The sequence below is a fragment of the Arthrobacter sp. N199823 genome, assembly GCF_002929705.1.
Lineage (GTDB): Bacteria > Actinomycetota > Actinomycetes > Actinomycetales > Micrococcaceae > Specibacter.
The window spans coordinates 141,913-157,815 of the sequence record NZ_PJIN01000006.1 but is presented as its reverse complement, the minus strand read 5'-3'; the positions used below and the strand labels follow the sequence as shown (position 1 = coordinate 157,815).

Sequence of the window (15,903 nt, the reverse complement as noted above, 5' to 3'; positions counted from 1 at the left end):
CCACCGCGAAATCGTCAAACAACAGCATTTTTGTGTTCCGGGGCTTCCGCTACTGCGCCGCAGCGATGGCCTCTGCCAAAACCGGGGCCAACCGCTTGACGCCTTCGCGCAAAGTTTCCGGAGGGACGGCGCTGAACGCCAAGCGCAACTTGTTGCTGGGACCCGGGGTGGCAGTGAAGGCGGCGCCGGGGACAAAGACCACCCCGGCATCAATGCCACGATGCAGCAACGGGTAGGTATCGATGTCATCGGGCAGGCTGAGCCAAACGAAGAAACCACCCTCGGGGCGAGTCCAGGAGACGCCGGCAGGCATGAACTCCTCCAGTGCCGCCAGCAATGCCGCGCACCGTTCGGCATACAGTGCACGGTAGGTGTCAATCTGGCCGCGCCAATCGTAATCGCGCAGGTAGGCGCTGACCAGCAGCTGATTGAACGTGGGCGGGCACAAGGTCACGGCCTCACTGGCCAAGTAGTAGCGCTGCTTGAGGTGTGCCGGCACCAAGGCCCAGCCAATGCGCAGTCCGGGAGCGAAGATCTTGGAGAACGATCCCAGATAGAGCACGTCATCCGGGTTGGCCGCGCGCAGGGGCTCCGGCAGGACGCCGTCGAACTTCAGGAGTCCATAGGGATTGTCCTCCAACACCAAGATATTCGCCTCACGGCATATGTCCACCACTTCCTGGCGGCGCTCTGGGGCCATGGAGACGCCCGAGGGGTTGTTGGAGTTGGGGATGGTGTAGAGCAGCTTGATGGATTTGCCCTCGGCCTGCAGGGTGGCGATCCGCTCCCGCAGCAACTGCGGAATGATGCCGTGCTCATCGCCAGCCACTGGTTGGACATCAACTTCATAGGCTTCGAACGTGTTCAGCGCGCCCACATAGGTGGGGTCCTCGAGGAGGATGACATCGCCCGGATTGCAAAACACCTTCGCGGCCACATCCTGGGCCGACTGCGAGCCAGCCGTGATCACCACATTCTCAGGATCGGCGTCCAGAATGCCCTCCGCGGCCATGACCTCACAAATTTGGCTGCGCAGCTCGAGCGTGCCCTGGCCGCCGCCGTACTGCAGCGCCTCAAGCCCGTGCTCGGCAATGATGGACGCGGCCGTGGCAGAGAGCCTGTCTAGGGGGAGAGATTGCAAATACGGGTTGCCACCAGCGAGAGATACGAGTCCGGGTTGCATTGAAATCTCAAACACATCACGCACGGCAGACTGCTTAATATTGGCTGCGCGCTCAGAGAGCAGGGCCTCGTGCCGGTGCGGTGGGAGGGGTTGGGCCTCCGCGGCGGCACGATTCAGGGCATCGAGGGCTTCTTCGGACAGTGTTTCGGCGGCGGCGTTGGCGCTCGAGGTTGGAGTATTCACGTGCTCAGGATATAACCAAAGTTGCTAAATAGGCATCAAAAGTTTTCTGAGATGTGGACTATTTCAAACTAAGCGCCTCAGTCAACGTCTTCCCGTTGATGGTGATGGCCACGGGAGTGCCGGCAGCTTGCTGTGCCGTCAGAAGTAGTTGTTGTTCAACGCGAGGGATATCGCATTCGCCGGCCAGACTCAGGGTGCCGCTTAAATGTGCAGTGGTGGTGGTTCCCGACCTGTCGACAGAGTCCACGGTGAGACGGGCGTCCGCCAGGGCGTTGCGCAGCCCGGACTGGCCAATGTGGGCGGCATGATTAGCCAATAACGTTCGCAGAGCGCCTTCCACAGGGTCCGTGTAGGTGACGGTCTGGCTGGTCACCGAAATGGCGCTGTCCCCGCAGCCCACCGCAGGGCCGGAGATGCCGGCGTCCCCTTCTGCAATGAAAAACAACGTCACCGAGGCAGAGGTTGCCATGACAGTGGGTTGTGGCGCGTTCGACGACGGAGCCTGGCTTGCGCTCCCACCGTCACTGGCCGTTGGGGCTGGGCCGGCGGCGGTTGGGTTGGCAGGGACGGTGGCAGCAGGGATGGATCCGGACGGGGCTGGGGCGCTGGGGGCCCTGGAGCTTGTTGAACTTACAGTGGTTTCAGGGCTGGTCGGGGGAGTGGACGTGCAGCCGCCTAAAACTAGGGACGCACCTGCCACGAGTGTCAAGAATGAAAGTCTGCCTGTGCGGCGCATGGCTACCTCCTAGTGTTCACTCTGGCGGCGGATTCCCGCGGCCACCTGTCCCATTACACCCAAGCTATGGCGGAATAGGGTGCCGGGATAGGGCGAGTGAACAAAGGGTGTTTAACCGTGACCACATCGCCGCACGGTCACGGTGGGGTGAGCTGTGTGCGCTTGCTAGTTGCCGCCGGCCGGGTGCTAACTTTCGGGACTCAGCGGTTCTGCGCTCTTTTGCTTGGCCAGCCAAGTTGTGATGTCTTGGCGTCTGATCCGGCGGTGCGAGCCGCGGTACTCCACAGCGATTTCGCCCCGGTCGGTGAGATTACGCAGGAAGGTGTGGGAGATGCCTGCCAGTTCAGCGGCTTGCGAGGTGGTGAGTAGCTCGGAGATGCTCGCTACGCTCACGGCCTCCCCGCGCGAGAGTCGTGCCAGTAGATCTAGCACCGCCTCCCGTGCGCCGTTATCTAGGCGGTGAGCTGTCCCGTCCACAAACATGGTGACATCGTCACTGTCGGAGAGGGTACGCGCCAAGGCGGCTTGTTCGGCGGGTTCCAGTGGGGAACTGATTTTGGGAGCATGCAACGTCATGGAACACATGGTAGCCCGGACTGTAAGGTATGACGCATGGCGCAAAGAATCCGCACGGCGGTCCTAGGGTACGGCTTGGCCGGAAGCGTCTTCCACGCCCCGCCGATCGCGGCATTGGAGCAGTTCAGTTTGGACGTGATTGTTACGTCGGACCCCACGCGTGCGGCCACGGCAAAGCTTGCACACCCTGACGCGCGGGTACTATCCCGCAACGAGTGGGAGCTGGCCCGCAGTCACCAAAACATTGATCTTGTTGTGGTGGGAACGCCGCCAGCCACCCATGCGCCACTAGCGGCGAGAGCCCTGAAATCTGGGTGTGCGGTGGTGGTGGACAAGCCCTTCGCCACCACGAGCGCGCAGGGCGAGGCGTTGATTGCCCTTGCACAAGAGAGCGGGCAGATCCTCACCACGTACCAGAATCGGCGCTGGGACGGGGAGTACCTGACGCTGAAAAAGATGCTCGACGACGGCGCCCTCGGCGAGGTTCGGCGTTTTGAATCCCGGCTGGAGCGATGGCAGCCCGTTATCACCAAACCTTGGAAGGCTCAGGCAACTGTGGCCGACGGCGGTGGGATCCTCTTCGATTTGGGTACACACCTTATTGACCAGGCTCTCCAGCTGTTTGGGCCCGTGGAACGTGCTCACGGAGAATTGGCGGCACGCCGCCCGGCAGAGATGGCAGACGATGATGCCTTCGTGGCTTTAGAGCATGCCAACGGTGTGGTTTCGCATCTGTGGATGAACCTCAACGCGACGCATAAGGGGCCGCGCTTGCGTGTCCTCGGGTCCGAGGCGGCCTACGTCAAGGCGGACGGCGATCAGCAAGAAGCCCAAATTCTAGCCGGGATCCTCCCCGGAAACCCGCGCTACGGCGTCGAACTTCCCGAACAGTGGGGAGAGCTATGGAGGGGTGGTCGGGCTCATCCGGTGCCCACGGAGCGCGGCAATTTCACGCGGTTCCATGAACTTCTTGCGGACGCCATTCTCTTCGGCGGCCCAGTTCCGGTTGATCCGGCGGATTCCGTGGCGGGACTGCGCATCGTTGAAGAGGTTCGCCGCAGCGCAACAGGGCAGGGCGGTCAAGCAGTCCTGTCCGGCGCAATAACTGGCCCCCGTGGGAGCAATGCCACAGTGGAAGTAGCGCCATAATGGGTGCGGCGTCAACGTTGGCACGTAGGCTGGGGCACAGGAATTTTGGGTAACAATGATCAGCACTACTGGGAGGGTGGCTCGATTGTGAGTTTCAACGATGCCAATACGGGCCTAACACCAGCCCCGGGGGGCTTGGCGTTGGCTGAGCCAACTGTCAATGTGCGCCACCGCTGGACCGCGTCGATTGTGCTGGTTAACGTTGGCATCAACGCCGCGTTCTTCGGCCCCATCCAGGTCCTGCTTGGCCAGCAGGCCATGCACTTCAGCCCCGAGGAAAAAGAAGGCATTCTGGCCCTGGTGACGGGTGCTGGAGCCGCTGTTTCCTTGGTGGCGAACCCACTTTTCGGTGCGTTTAGCGACAGGACCACTTCACGCTTTGGCCGGCGCGTCCCATGGGTATTCATTGGTGCGCTGCTGGGTACCATCGGCCTCGTGGGATTGGCTGGGGCACCCAGCGTAGCTGCCATGATGCTGCTCTGGTGCCTAGTGCAATTGGGTTGCAACGGGGCGCTCGCAGCCACCACCGCTGCCATCCCTGATCAGGTTCCTGTGCGCCAACGCGGCAGTATTGGCGGCATGGCGTCTATGGGAACCGTGCTGGGCATTCTCATGGGTGCGGCCATTGGTGCCGTGGTTGCCGGGAACTTCTCGTTGGGCTTCATCATCTGTGCCGTGGGCTTGGTGGTGGGTATGGTCCCGTACTTATTTTTTGCCAGTGACCCCGTGCTGGACGCCAAGGACAAGGTCCCGTTCACGTGGTTGAACTTCGTGTCTGGGTTCTGGATCTCGCCCCGGAAGTACCCAGATTTTGCGTGGGCCTGGATCACCCGCTTCCTCGTCAATGTGGGCAACCACCTTGTCACGTTGTACCTGCTATTTTTCCTCACGGACGCCGTCCACCACGAGGACCCGGCCTTCGGTGTCTTGGTTCTGACTGGAATTTACGCGATCTTGACGCTGATTACCGCCGTTATTGGTGGGCGCTGGACGGACAAGGTAGGCCGGCGAAAGCCTTTTGTTATTGCTTCCTCGGCAATTATTGCCCTGGCCGCACTGATTCTGGCCTTCTTCCCTACGTGGATTGGCGCCCTGGCCGGGGCAGCGGTTCTGGGCATTGGTTACGGCGTGTACTTGGCAGTGGACTTTGCACTGCTCACGCAGGTCCTGCCGTCGTCCGCCAGCCGCGGTAAGGACATGGGTGTGATCAATGTGGCCAACTCCCTCCCGCAGGTTATTGCCCCGATTATTGCCTGGCCGCTCGTCACCATTCTGGGTGGTTATGTGACGCTCTATGTGACGGCAGCCGTCATCGGCCTGCTGGGTGCCGTGTTTGTTGTCAAGATCAAGGGTGTCGATTAGGGAAAGTATCAATGTGAATTCATCGGGTGACACAGTGTCGTTAAGATCTTGACAGGTTGTCACCAACTTGATTAGCTAAGGTTACCTTTACCTAATTACGGAGTTCATCATGTCAGCACCCGCAGTTGAGTCAGTTGCCCCAGAAGTCTCGGCCGCCCTGTCGGAGGAACTCAAAAGTCATACCGCTGCGGCCCACTCGGCAGCCGAGGATTCCTCTTTTGTGGCAGAGCTGATGGGAGGTGCCTTGGATGCGGGCGCACTGGTAAGCCTGTTGGACCAGAGCCTGGTCATTTACCGGGCGCTGGAAACAGCCTTGGCAGCACATGTTGATCACCCCCAGTTGGGTGCTTTTGTTGATCCAAAGCTTGCCCGCGTCGCGGCGTTGGAAGCCGATATGGCCTACCATCACGGGGCCGACTGGGAAGCTCAGCTTGCCGATGGCCGCATCGCCATTGTGCCCGCCACCCGCGCCTACGCAGACGCGCTGGCCACCTTGGGTGCCGAGTCCATTGAATTCCTGCTGGCCCATCACTACGTGCGCTACATGGGCGATCTTTCCGGCGGTCAGATCATTCAGCGACTGGTCCAGCGCCACTACGGCATTGCCGACGAGGGCCTGAACTTCTACGCCTTCCCCGAAATTGAGAAGTCCAAGCCCTACAAGGACAGCTACCGGGACCTCATGGACACCACAGATTTCACTCGAGAGCAGAAGGACATCATCTTGGGCCACGCCTCGGATTCCTTCGAACTCAACCGCGCAGTATTTGTTGACTTGGCTGCAGATCGTAAGGCTGCTTAGCCGACGTCGTTCCCCAACCGCTCCCAGGGCTCGCAAGCTCGCGCTGGGGCCCTCGCGGTTGTGGCCCCACCATCACCGCTTGCTGGGCTCGCAAGCTCGCGCTGGGGCCCTCGCGGCCGCCGTCGTGACCCCACCATCACCGCACCCAGAGCGAGGAATTACTCCTTACGGGCCACCTGATAGCGGGCATCGGCGTAAACGGTAACAAAGCGGGTGCCAGGGAAGCGTTGCTCGGCTTCTTGAGCAATCGCGTTGGGGGCGAGGCCTGGCCGGCCGGACACGTCGAAGAGGACATACTCCGGGGACGGGTTCTTGTTGCCAATCCAAAATACTTCGGTACGGTCCGCAAGGTAGCTCATTAGCGAAATATCGGTTTCCACGGTGACGCCGTCTGGTACGGCGGCGAGGGCGCTTTGCGAGGACGCCACGGTGGTGAGCGGGAAACTCTTGGCAGGGTCAGCCAACTTTTCAAAAGCGTACTGGCTGGTCAAAACCACTGCGATGAGCATGACGGTGGTTCCCAAAAGCAGTCGTAGTCGAGGACCTGAGAGGACCTTCCTGCGGCACAGGGCATCGATTGCTGCGCAGAAGACCACCGGCATGAGGACCGCACTGTACTGCCATTCCTGACCCCAATAAACGGGCAAGTCAGAGAGGAAACGCCACGCAAGTGTGGGCAGCACAATCAACGTCAGCGGCGAGAAGAGGCACAGCCCGGCCGTGATGGCGACCAGCAAAAGTACCGTGGTGACCTTGTCAGGGTTGAAGAGGGACGCGGGGTCGCTCAGGAGCCCGGCGATGTTCAATTGGCTCTGGTAGGCCCACTCGGATCCGGGGTTCATGGCGGGCAGAATGACTTTGGTTGTCAGCACAAACCAACCAACACCCCAGACCGACAGCCACAACCCTGCGGCGGTACGGGCCCGCCAAGCCATGACTAGACCTATGACAAAAACCGTCAGTCCCAGGTCCTCTTTGACGAAGACCAATAGCGCGGCCCAGATCCAGGCTGAACGCCACTTCTCTTCCAGCAGCGCAGACAGTGCAAGTGCCAGCAGTGGGACGGCAAAGGCGATTTCGTGGAACTGGGAGTCGACGGCTGATTGCAGGCCCCAGCTCAGCGCGTAGCCAACCGCAAGGCAGGCGCCGGTGATTTTTCCGAGTCGCTTGATCGCCAGATGCGCAACCACCACAACCGAGGCGGCCAGCAGCACGTTTTGGACCACCAGCAGTGTGTAGGCACTGGGGAACAATCGGTAGAACGGTGCCAACAGGACCAGCAGAGGATGGAAGTGGTCGCCAAGAAGGTTGTAGCCATCCCCCTTAATGCTCACAATGGGCGGGCGGAAATCGGCGTAGGCCGTGGCCAATTGAGTGAAAATGCCAAGGTCCCACGAGCGGATGGTGAAGCTTTGCCACTGCAACCACGAAAATGCGGAGTACACGATGAAAGACACTGCGCCCACCAGTCCCGCGAGGGACAGGGGCGAGTTAGCAGCTTCCGCGAATCGGCTCTGCTGCCGGGAATTACCCTGCCGGGCGGTCTTGGTCTCCGAACGGGCGGGCGCCTGCGTTTTGATTTTCTGCACTGTGCTCACCGTGAAAGTCTAGGCCGGGGGCTGGGCAACCCGGGCATTGTGAAACGCCACCAACTTACTCCCTGTACGAAGATACTAGAGGCGAGGGCAGAACCGCGGTCCGGCCGGTAACGGCCCGGCCACCTGCAAGACGAGCGCCTAGTGCTGGAAATTGGGTGCCGCAGTAGCTTACCGAGTATCTTCGCGTGGAAGCTGAGCTTTGATCTGCTGCAACGGCATGGCCCGACGCAACCCCAACTCTTCCGTGCGGTTCTTCCGCATCGTTCATTATCGGTGCTGTCATTTGTCGGTGCGAGGTTCTTTCGATAGCTAAATCCTTGACCCTTCCGACAGAGCCGCGCTTTCAGCAGCGGTGGTTCTTGATGTAACTGACGATCAGCTGTTCAAAGAAGCTTTGTGGTTTTCCCGCTACCGCCCTGTGTCTCCCGGCGACTGGGTTGGGCCCGGGGCTCCAGTCTGACGTGGCTCGTGACCCTGACTTTGAGTCTGGTGCTGACTTTGGTGCTGGGACTGGCGCTGGTTCTGACGGGGGCGGATCTGTGGGGTCAGCTAGGCGCTTCTCGAGCCACGTTGGATAGCTCGGTGGATGGGGATCGTTGCCGGGAGCGCGATGTTTTGCGCCTGAGGGTGAGGTCCAAATGACTGACCCTTCGTTATCTAGGTTGGGAGTCCAGCCCCGTAGGCGTATATTGTGCCGATCGGGTTCCAGAATGCTGCGATAGATTCCGTGCCGATCCTTGTCGTCCTTGAAATGCCGGAGAGCGTGGTGGCGTTTACACGCCGGACGCAGGTTCTCCAAGATGGTTTGTCCGCCGGCGCCGTAGGACTTGAGGTGATCTGTTTCGGTATCCATTACCGGGTTGGGGCAACACGGGAAATAACAGCTGCCGGTCAGGGCCCGCAATACTGCCCTGTCCGAATCCCGCAGTTGGTACTTCTCCGGATGCAAACCCAAAGGTTCTCCGGTGACTGGATCGGTGAGAACTCGCAGAAAGCTACCAGTCTTGAGCATGAGCTTTCGGGCGATGTCTAGAGGGACCGGCCCCGAGCAGGTACTGGACCCCACCAGTTCCGCAGGTTCTTTGGTGATATCCAGCATTCCTAGCAAAGGGACCGTGACCAGAACGGTAGCCTCCGGAAGCGGCGGCTCGGCAATGAGCTTGTTGGACTGGAGTGCTTCGAGCTGGTCCAGGTAATCCTGAGTTGTGTTCTCGGCAATCCCATCCACCCGGCCCTGAGCGTAGCCGGAGCCGTTTCCTCGCCAATCGGCGGAAGATGTGGCTCCGTCCGAAGTGAACCCGGGCAGTGGTTGCTGCCCCAGCAGAAGAGCCGCGGCGACATCCACCCGTAGCTGCGTCAGCGTCCGGTTTTCAATCGGCGCATCAGGATCTCCGCCATTTTTGGGCCGATTCTTGATGGTACGGGCAGTCCTGGTGCATTTGACCCAAATCCCCTCGGCAGCGATCGATGGCACATGGAGGGTCAGCCACGACATTCCGTCCTTGCCCGGGCCTAGCGTCATTGCGCGCTGGGCTTGGGCAGCCTTGGTGCGAGTGCAGATTGTCTCTGGATGCGTAGCCTCCCTAGCTCTCCGAGCCTTGGGTGCAAAACTGTTGGCCGTGGTTCCGGGCGCCAGTCGCAATAGACGTTGTTCAAATGCTGCAGTTTGAGCGGCGGTGATGCCGGGCGTTTCTATTAACGTTTCCACTTCGTCCACGATGGTCCATGCGTGGCGGATGGAAATGGTGCCCGCTTGTAATTGCTGGAACGCTGCTTGGTGGTTGTTGACAAGTTCGGCGGAATGATGCGCCAACGTTGCGGCGGTGCGTTCGGGGATCTGTAGGGCCAACGCGAGTTCACTATGGGCGCTGGACTCGTAGATTCCGGCCTGCCACGCATCCAGCGACGTCGACTGAGCCTCAACGGTGGCTGCTCCCATAAGCCGAGCCACCAAGGCCGCCTTACAAGCAGAAACACGATCCTCGAGGCGTTTGAGGGCCACCAAGGCACTAACGGTTGAATCGTAGTTCTCCCGGGCCAATCCCAGCCTTGATTGAGGCTGGGGTTCCGGCATGGTTGCCGGGACATAGTCGGGCAGGTCCGCAAGAAGGAGATTGTCAGTACCAAAGGGTTCAATGGAAGGAAGAGTAATAGCGCTAAGGAGTACGACCACATCCTGCGTGGCTTCGTCGCCCCGGTCTCCGGGGACAATCTCCGGATTACTCATACCTCCATAATACGCTCGCCGTTATGAATATGATATAGGTACTCGCAAAAACATTCTAAGAAGTGTTCTCTTCGGAATCAGATGATGGCAGAATTGCCGCATGGATGCACAGATCGTTTGGACCATCGTTTGCGGACTGGCCATTGCCGTAGGTGCAGTGGGAGTGATTGTGCCGGTTTTGCCCGGGAGTCTGTTGATTGCTGCGAGCCTTCTGGTATGGGCAATTGTGGTTGGCGGACCTCTGGGCTGGATCATCTTCGGCATTGGTGTGGTGTTCGTGGCCTCGGGGATGGCATCCAGTGCCGTACTGACGGGCAAAGCCATGAAAGAACGGTCCATCCCAGGCCGATCAGTAGTCATAGGGCTACTTCTCGGAGTGGTGGGCTTCTTCGTAGTCCCGGTGGTAGGACTCTTGCTGGGGTTCGCCGTGGGCCTGTTCCTCTCGGAATATGCCCGCCAGAGGGAGTTCAAGCCCGCTGTGTCGTCGTCTGTCGCTGCCCTTAAGGCCACCGGTCTGGGAATACTGGCGGAGTTCGGGTTCGCTTCGCTCGCAGCAGGAACGTGGGTCGCCGGCGTGCTGATCTACTTCCTGAACCGGTAGGCGCCAAGGAACGGCCTTGCCGGTCGTCACCCAAGGAAAGGCCTTCCAAGTAGGTGCCTCAGGAAACGCCCTAAGGAACGTGAAGTACTACACCGATGGGTGCCATGTGTCCGCCGCAGCGTTCATTGCCCGAGACTCGCGTCCAGTTCAGAGCAGCTGATTGGGCTGCCACAACTTTCCAACTTTGATCGTAGACCCGGAAGCTGACGGATTTGGGCGGAGTCCCTGCTACATCGAAGAGCCAGGTTCCATCCTTTTGGGGGGTCAATACGCTGGGGCTCTCGGTAGCGTTTTTGGCAAAGGTGGGCGGCAAAGGCACGCAGTCCGTCCCTGAACACGCGGTAACGGCGGTGGCGTCTACATCGCCGGTAAGGGAGAGTGTGAGCTGATTTTTCCACGTCGGTGTGGGGCACAGGCCGGCGTCGCGATCAATGATGATGGCACCAATGATGAAGGCCATGCAAAAGGCGGCCACCAGTGGAACGAGGACCAGTTCCACGCGGCGGCGGGTTGAGGGGATAGCGCGCATGGCCACATGTTACCGAACCACTCTGACTGTTTGCCGCGAATGTCCGGCCGCCAGATTCCCCACTATTATCTGAACAGGGCCGCCGACGCATCCAAGATCGTGACGCAAGGCCAAAACCAGGAAGGTGGCACAAATGGTGACGGATTTTGAGATGAACCACGACGCCGGACGGCGGCTGACGCTGCATGTTCCCATGCGTTGGGGAGATATGGATGCCTACGGCCACATCAACAATGTGGAAGTGCTGCGAATTTTGGAGGAGGCGCGCGTTCACGCGTTTGGCCCGCCCGCTGGTACCGGGCTCCCCGGAGTCGAGGTGGCTCAACCAATATTTTCTGACCTTCCTCAGAACACACAGGCGCTCGTGGTGGAACACCGAGTCAAATACTTGGCGCCCCTGAATTACCGCAATATTGCCGCGGTGGTTCAGGTGTGGGTCAGCGCAATCAAGGGTGCCAGCTTCACGATTGCCTATGCCATTTTTGATCCGGTCACGCAGACCAAGTGCGTCATAGCCGAAACGGTTCTGGCGTTCTTCCATGAGCCGAGCGGCACCTTGGTGCGATTGGCAGATACCAAAAAGTCTCAACTTGAACCGCTACAGGGGCCTAAGAACTTCAAATCCTAGGAACTTCAATCCCTAAGGTGCTGGTGCACGTTTCCTCACGTGATAGTTCCTCAAGTGTCAGATTTCGATGCGAGGAAGCCGCCAGAGCTGGCGCTGTGAATTCGGCATAGAAAATTTCCGTGCGATGCTTCGCGTCATGAGTACCGGCTCGAGCTCGCTCTACTAGTGAACTGTTATTTCTCTAGTGGAGTGAGGCTATGGAGGACGGAAAGATTTTTGGACACAGTCGATGTAAAGCTTCCCTCGACTTCGCGCCGAAAAAGGGGTGGACAGCACAGAAGGCGTCCGGGCGAGCAGACTTCCCGGAGCGCTTCCCGGGGCTCTTGCTCGCCACATCGGCGCCGATGCCCGCTAGGTCGGCACCGATGCCGGCCCGTCCGAGGTCGACGCCTCGCAGGCCGGCACAGATGCCAGACGGCTCACTGGTGGTTCCGGGCAGAGGCGATGGACATGGACTGAAGCTGCTGACTTGCTGCTCCACAGCGTCGGCATCACAGGGTGAACAGATCATTGCGTCGATTTACATCCTCAATGTTGGGCTAGAAGTTCTTCAGGATGTCCGGTTGGTGCCCCGTCAGTTCAGCAACGCTGACATGACTGAGCTGGCTTACTCCAGCTTTCCCTGCGAAGAAGAGCTGAGCATTGGGACTATGTTGCCGGGAACTCACCGGGGTTGGATATGCCGTTACCAGGTCACTGCCGCAGATGTGTTGAGCGGCGGGCCCATCATCAGTTCACTGGCAGCCACGGCGATCACTTCAGATGGAGACGCGGTCCGTGATGAGTGCGACTTGATCCTGGAGGTGCGATGGTCCGGAGACGATGACTGGGACGGCAACTAAAGAGCTGGAAAACTAGAAAGCTAGTAAGAGAGCTGGATGGACACTGGAAACAGGAGCACCATCCTGGCCACGAAAAGCCATGGTTCAAGCCCACCACGATTTCCGCGGTGCGCTTCCGCTAACCCTCGAGTTTCACTGAACTCCTCCGCGAACCTCCGCGTTTCTCTGTGTTCTTCCGCTAACCCTCGAGTTTCACTGAACTCCTCCGCGAACCTCCGCGTTTCTCTGTGTTCTTCCGCTAACCCTCGAGCTTCACCGAACCTCCTCGAACCCCCCCCGCGTGCCGCCGTGAGGCACGCCCCGCCCCGGTTGGTGGCACCAATGAGGAGCCCCGATTAGTTGGACGGGGACGCAGCTCGTATTTGACCCTCACACAATGGAATACTCGGGGGATGCGTGGGCGTGCACCGGACATATGTGCAGCGGTGGCGCCAGGCATGCCGTCATCGAGGGTGACGATTTCGAGTGCGGCGAATTTTGGTACTGACAAAGGGGCAAAGATGGCGGCGCAAACAGGCGAAGTTGCAGGGGATGCAACGGTTTTGGGTGGAGCGTTGCTGCAAGAGGTGGGCGCAGCCATGGCCAGCCCAACTCAGACCAAGACCGGCGCGCTTGATCGCCACGCCAATGCGCACGACGCATCCCACTTCCTGCTGATCCCGCAAGCTGTCGCGGTCCCAAGCAATGCTGGTGAAGTGGCCAACTTGATGCGCGTCAGCGCTGCCCGCGGACTGCCACTCACTCTGCGATCCGGGGGTACCAGCCTCAGCGGACAGGCCGTCAGTGGCGGCCTTTTGGTCGATGTGCGCAAGAATTTCCGTGCCATTGACGTGTTCGACGGCGGCGCCCGGGTTCGTGTTCAGCCGGGAGTGACAGTACGGGAGCTCAATGCTCGGCTGGTTCGATTCGGCCGCAAGTTCGGCCCGGATCCGGCCAGTGAGGCCGCCTGCACCATTGGTGGTGTGGTGGCCAATAACTCCTCGGGCATGGCCTGCGGAACCACTGACAACGCCTACCGAACTCTTGAATCGTTGACGCTGGTGTTGCCCAGCGGTACTGTCATCGACACCGGGGCGCCGGATGCTTCGGCCCGCCTGCGGAATTTGGAACCACAGCTCTTCAAGGGGCTGGGTGAGCTTGCCGAAAGAGTACGCAGCAACTCTGCCTCACGCGCCACTATTGAACGCCAGTTCGCCATGAAAAACACCATGGGTTACGGGCTTAATGCGCTGCTGGACTTCGATGATCCCCTAGATATCCTGGCGCACTTGGTCATTGGCAGTGAAGGAACGCTGGGGTTTGTGGCCGAGGCTGTTTTCCGCACCGTTCCGCGTCTGGCCCATGCCACATCAGGGCTGCTGGTGTTCAAAAACCTGGAAGCGGCCAACACGGCCCTGCCCGCACTGGTGGATAGCGGGGCCGCGACGGTTGAGCTGATGGATGCACTGTCGCTGAAGGTCGGCCAGGGCCTGAGTCAAGTTCCCGGGATAGTGCGCGATCTGGCCGTAGATCAACACGCTGCGCTGCTGGTGGAATACCAGAGTGGGACCATCGAAGAACTGGTTGATCTACATATCAAGGCTGTGGCGTTGGCCGGATCGCTGGGACTTGATGAACCGGCTGAGTTCAGCACTGACGCCAAGGTTCGCGCCGAGCTATGGCACCTGCGCAAGGGGCTGTACACATCGGTGGCTGGCGCCCGTCCACAAGGCACCACCGCACTCCTGGAAGATGTGGTGGTTCCGGTCCCCGCCCTAGCCCGCACCTGCCTGGAATTAAACACTCTTTTTAATAAGTACAGTTATGCTAATTCCGTCATCTTTGGGCATGCCAAGGATGGAAACATTCACTTCATGCTGACGGACAAATTCGCCAGTGAGGATGAGCTAGGCCGCTACTCGGCCTTCACCGAAGACATGGTGGACGTCGTGCTCGGCGAGGGCGGGTCACTCAAGGCCGAACATGGCACCGGCCGCGTCATGGCGCCGTTTGTGCGCCGGCAATACGGCGATGAGCTATACCAGGTGATGCGCCGAATCAAGGAATTGTTCGACCCTGCCGGCATGTTGAACCCGGGTGTCATTCTCGACCAAGACCCCCTGGCACACTTGCGCCATATAAAGGCTGCGCCGCCCGAGGTGGATCCCGAAGTGGACCGCTGTGTCTCCTGCGGTTATTGCGAACCGGTCTGCCCGAGTAAGAACCTGACGCTGACTCCGCGCCAACGTATTGTCACGTTGCGGGACATAGAAACGGCCCGCCGCGCAGGCAATACCGAACTGGCTGATGCCCTGGCCAAGGATTATGAATACGCGGGCGTGGACACCTGCGCCGTTGATGGCATGTGCCAAACTGCTTGTCCTGTGGACATCAACACCGGAACGCTGGTCAAACATCTGCGTACCAAGGATGCAGGAAAGGTTGAGAGCGCAGTCTGGGGCACGGCAGCCAAGCACTGGGGCGCCGTCACCCAGGGGGCTGGACTGGCACTGGGCGTAGCCGCCAATGTGCCATCCGGCGTCGTCCAGCCAGTCAATAGACTCGGGCGAAAGATCTTGGGCGAGGATACGCTGCCGCTGCACTCCAAGGAGCTTCCCGCCGGAGGCAAGGCACGACGGCGGCCCGCGCCTGCCGGGGAAGCGGAGGCGGTGTATTTCCCCGCCTGTGTCAACGTCATGTTCGGGCCGGCAGGGGAGGGTTCCGCAGGGGTACAGGCGAGTTTCGAACAGCTGTGTGCCGCGGCGGGGGTTCACTTGCTGGTTCCGGAGGATATTTCGGAAGCGTGCTGCGGGACGCCGTGGTCCTCGAAGGGCATGGCGGCCGGGTTGGCGGACATGCATGCCAAGACCCTGAAGTTGCTGCGGGCTGCCACCCGTGATGGCGCCTTGGACGTCATTTGCGACGCCTCGAGCTGCACGGAGGGGTTGCTGCACACCATCGAAAGTGAAGTGCTGGCGCCAGGGCAGAAGCCGCTGCGCGTGGTAGATGCGGTCGCGTTTACCGCCCAGAAGTTGCTGCCGTTGTTGGGTGGGGAGTGGGAACGACTGGAATCGCTGGCGCTGCACCCTACGTGTTCTTCCGCGCGCATGGGACTCAACCCGGCGCTGGTTCAGGTGGCGGAGGCCGTAGCGGACGCCGTCCAGGTGCCCAATAACTGGGGTTGCTGCGGGTTCGCCGGAGATCGGGGCATGTTGCACCCGGAACTCACCGAGTCGGCCACGGCGGCACAGGCGGCGGAGGTAGCGGCGATGGGCGCCGTCGGCCACGCATCGTGTAACCGGACGTGTGAGTTGGGGATGACCCGGGCTACTGGGGAGGACTATCGGCATGTTCTGGAGCTGCTGGCAGACGCCGTTTCTGGCAAAGTTCCCGTAACAGGGGCGTAAGTTCGCCCACTTTTAGGCCTATTTATGCAGTTTTGTGGCTAAAGTAGGGATCAAGATATGGCGCCAGCGCGCAAGGTGCTGGTGTTTCAGGAGCAAGCATA

14 protein-coding genes are annotated in these 15,903 nt (G+C 60.1%); 8 read left to right on the top strand and 6 right to left on the bottom strand.

Going from position 1 to position 15,903, the window contains the following annotated elements:
* Positions 1-49: 49 nt before the first annotated feature.
* Together CXQ93_RS14310 and CXQ93_RS14305 are read right to left on the bottom strand one after the other, a co-directional pair.
* Positions 50-1,366, bottom strand: a complete 1,317-nt coding sequence (locus tag CXQ93_RS14310; protein ID WP_104111101.1) for a PLP-dependent aminotransferase family protein — start codon at positions 1,364-1,366, stop codon at positions 50-52.
* 58 nt (positions 1,367-1,424) lie between these two features.
* On the bottom strand, positions 1,425-1,817 hold the full coding sequence (locus CXQ93_RS14305; protein WP_146073227.1) for a GerMN domain-containing protein: 393 nt from the start codon (positions 1,815-1,817) through the stop codon (positions 1,425-1,427).
* On the opposite strand from CXQ93_RS14305, the gene CXQ93_RS14300 reads away from it, so the two are divergent.
* On the top strand, positions 1,801-2,115 hold the full coding sequence (locus CXQ93_RS14300) for a hypothetical protein (protein WP_146073226.1): 315 nt from the start codon (positions 1,801-1,803) through the stop codon (positions 2,113-2,115). The two genes, CXQ93_RS14305 and CXQ93_RS14300, sit on opposite strands and share 17 nt — an antisense overlap.
* 173 nt (positions 2,116-2,288) lie before the next feature.
* Here CXQ93_RS14300 and CXQ93_RS14295 read toward each other — a convergent pair whose 3' ends face one another.
* Positions 2,289-2,678: a helix-turn-helix domain-containing protein gene (locus CXQ93_RS14295; RefSeq protein ID WP_104111098.1), complete on the bottom strand. Its 390-nt coding sequence runs from the start codon at positions 2,676-2,678 to the stop codon at positions 2,289-2,291.
* A gap of 36 nt (positions 2,679-2,714) precedes the next feature.
* Here CXQ93_RS14295 and CXQ93_RS14290 point away from each other — a divergent pair, with 36 nt between their 5' ends.
* The 3 genes from CXQ93_RS14290 to CXQ93_RS14280 all read left to right on the top strand — a co-directional run bounded on the left by CXQ93_RS14290 (position 2,715) and on the right by CXQ93_RS14280 (position 5,991).
* The gene (locus CXQ93_RS14290) at positions 2,715-3,827 is read left to right on the top strand and encodes a Gfo/Idh/MocA family oxidoreductase (RefSeq protein ID WP_104111097.1); all 1,113 of its coding nucleotides are present in this window, start codon (positions 2,715-2,717) and stop codon (positions 3,825-3,827) included.
* Between the two features lie 87 nt (positions 3,828-3,914).
* Positions 3,915-5,189: an MFS transporter gene (locus CXQ93_RS14285; protein ID WP_374953416.1), complete on the top strand. Its 1,275-nt coding sequence runs from the start codon at positions 3,915-3,917 to the stop codon at positions 5,187-5,189.
* 109 nt (positions 5,190-5,298) lie between these two features.
* Complete coding sequence (locus tag CXQ93_RS14280) at positions 5,299-5,991, top strand: heme oxygenase (biliverdin-producing) (protein WP_104111096.1); 693 nt, start codon at positions 5,299-5,301, stop codon at positions 5,989-5,991.
* A 158-nt stretch (positions 5,992-6,149) separates the two neighbouring features.
* Here CXQ93_RS14280 and CXQ93_RS14275 read toward each other — a convergent pair whose 3' ends face one another.
* Together CXQ93_RS14275 and CXQ93_RS14270 are read right to left on the bottom strand one after the other, a co-directional pair.
* Positions 6,150-7,589 carry a DUF2079 domain-containing protein gene (locus CXQ93_RS14275; RefSeq protein WP_104111095.1) on the bottom strand — a complete coding sequence of 480 codons (1,440 nt, stop codon included), beginning with the start codon at positions 7,587-7,589 and terminating at the stop codon, positions 6,150-6,152.
* Positions 7,590-7,932: 343 nt separating this feature from the next.
* Positions 7,933-9,816, bottom strand: coding sequence for an HNH endonuclease signature motif containing protein (locus tag CXQ93_RS14270; protein ID WP_104111094.1), 1,884 nt, complete (start codon positions 9,814-9,816; stop codon positions 7,933-7,935).
* A 100-nt stretch (positions 9,817-9,916) separates the two neighbouring features.
* Between CXQ93_RS14270 and CXQ93_RS14265 the strand changes: the two genes are divergently transcribed.
* Positions 9,917-10,417, top strand: coding sequence for a DUF456 domain-containing protein (locus CXQ93_RS14265; RefSeq protein ID WP_104111093.1), 501 nt, complete (start codon positions 9,917-9,919; stop codon positions 10,415-10,417).
* 70 nt (positions 10,418-10,487) lie between these two features.
* On the opposite strand, the gene CXQ93_RS14260 is transcribed toward CXQ93_RS14265, so the two are convergent.
* Complete coding sequence (locus CXQ93_RS14260; RefSeq protein WP_104111092.1) at positions 10,488-10,946, bottom strand: hypothetical protein; 459 nt, start codon at positions 10,944-10,946, stop codon at positions 10,488-10,490.
* Positions 10,947-11,079: 133 nt separating this feature from the next.
* On the opposite strand from CXQ93_RS14260, the gene CXQ93_RS14255 reads away from it, so the two are divergent.
* From CXQ93_RS14255 to CXQ93_RS14245, 3 genes are all read left to right on the top strand, one after another.
* Complete coding sequence (locus tag CXQ93_RS14255; RefSeq protein ID WP_258069012.1) at positions 11,080-11,574, top strand: thioesterase family protein; 495 nt, start codon at positions 11,080-11,082, stop codon at positions 11,572-11,574.
* Positions 11,575-11,981: 407 nt separating this feature from the next.
* Positions 11,982-12,416 (top strand): hypothetical protein, encoded by a 435-nt coding sequence (locus CXQ93_RS14250; RefSeq protein ID WP_104111091.1) that lies wholly within the window; start codon positions 11,982-11,984, stop codon positions 12,414-12,416.
* Between the two features lie 578 nt (positions 12,417-12,994).
* On the top strand, positions 12,995-15,802 hold the full coding sequence (locus CXQ93_RS14245; RefSeq protein WP_258069018.1) for an FAD-binding and (Fe-S)-binding domain-containing protein: 2,808 nt from the start codon (positions 12,995-12,997) through the stop codon (positions 15,800-15,802).
* Positions 15,803-15,903: the final 101 nt, after the last annotated feature.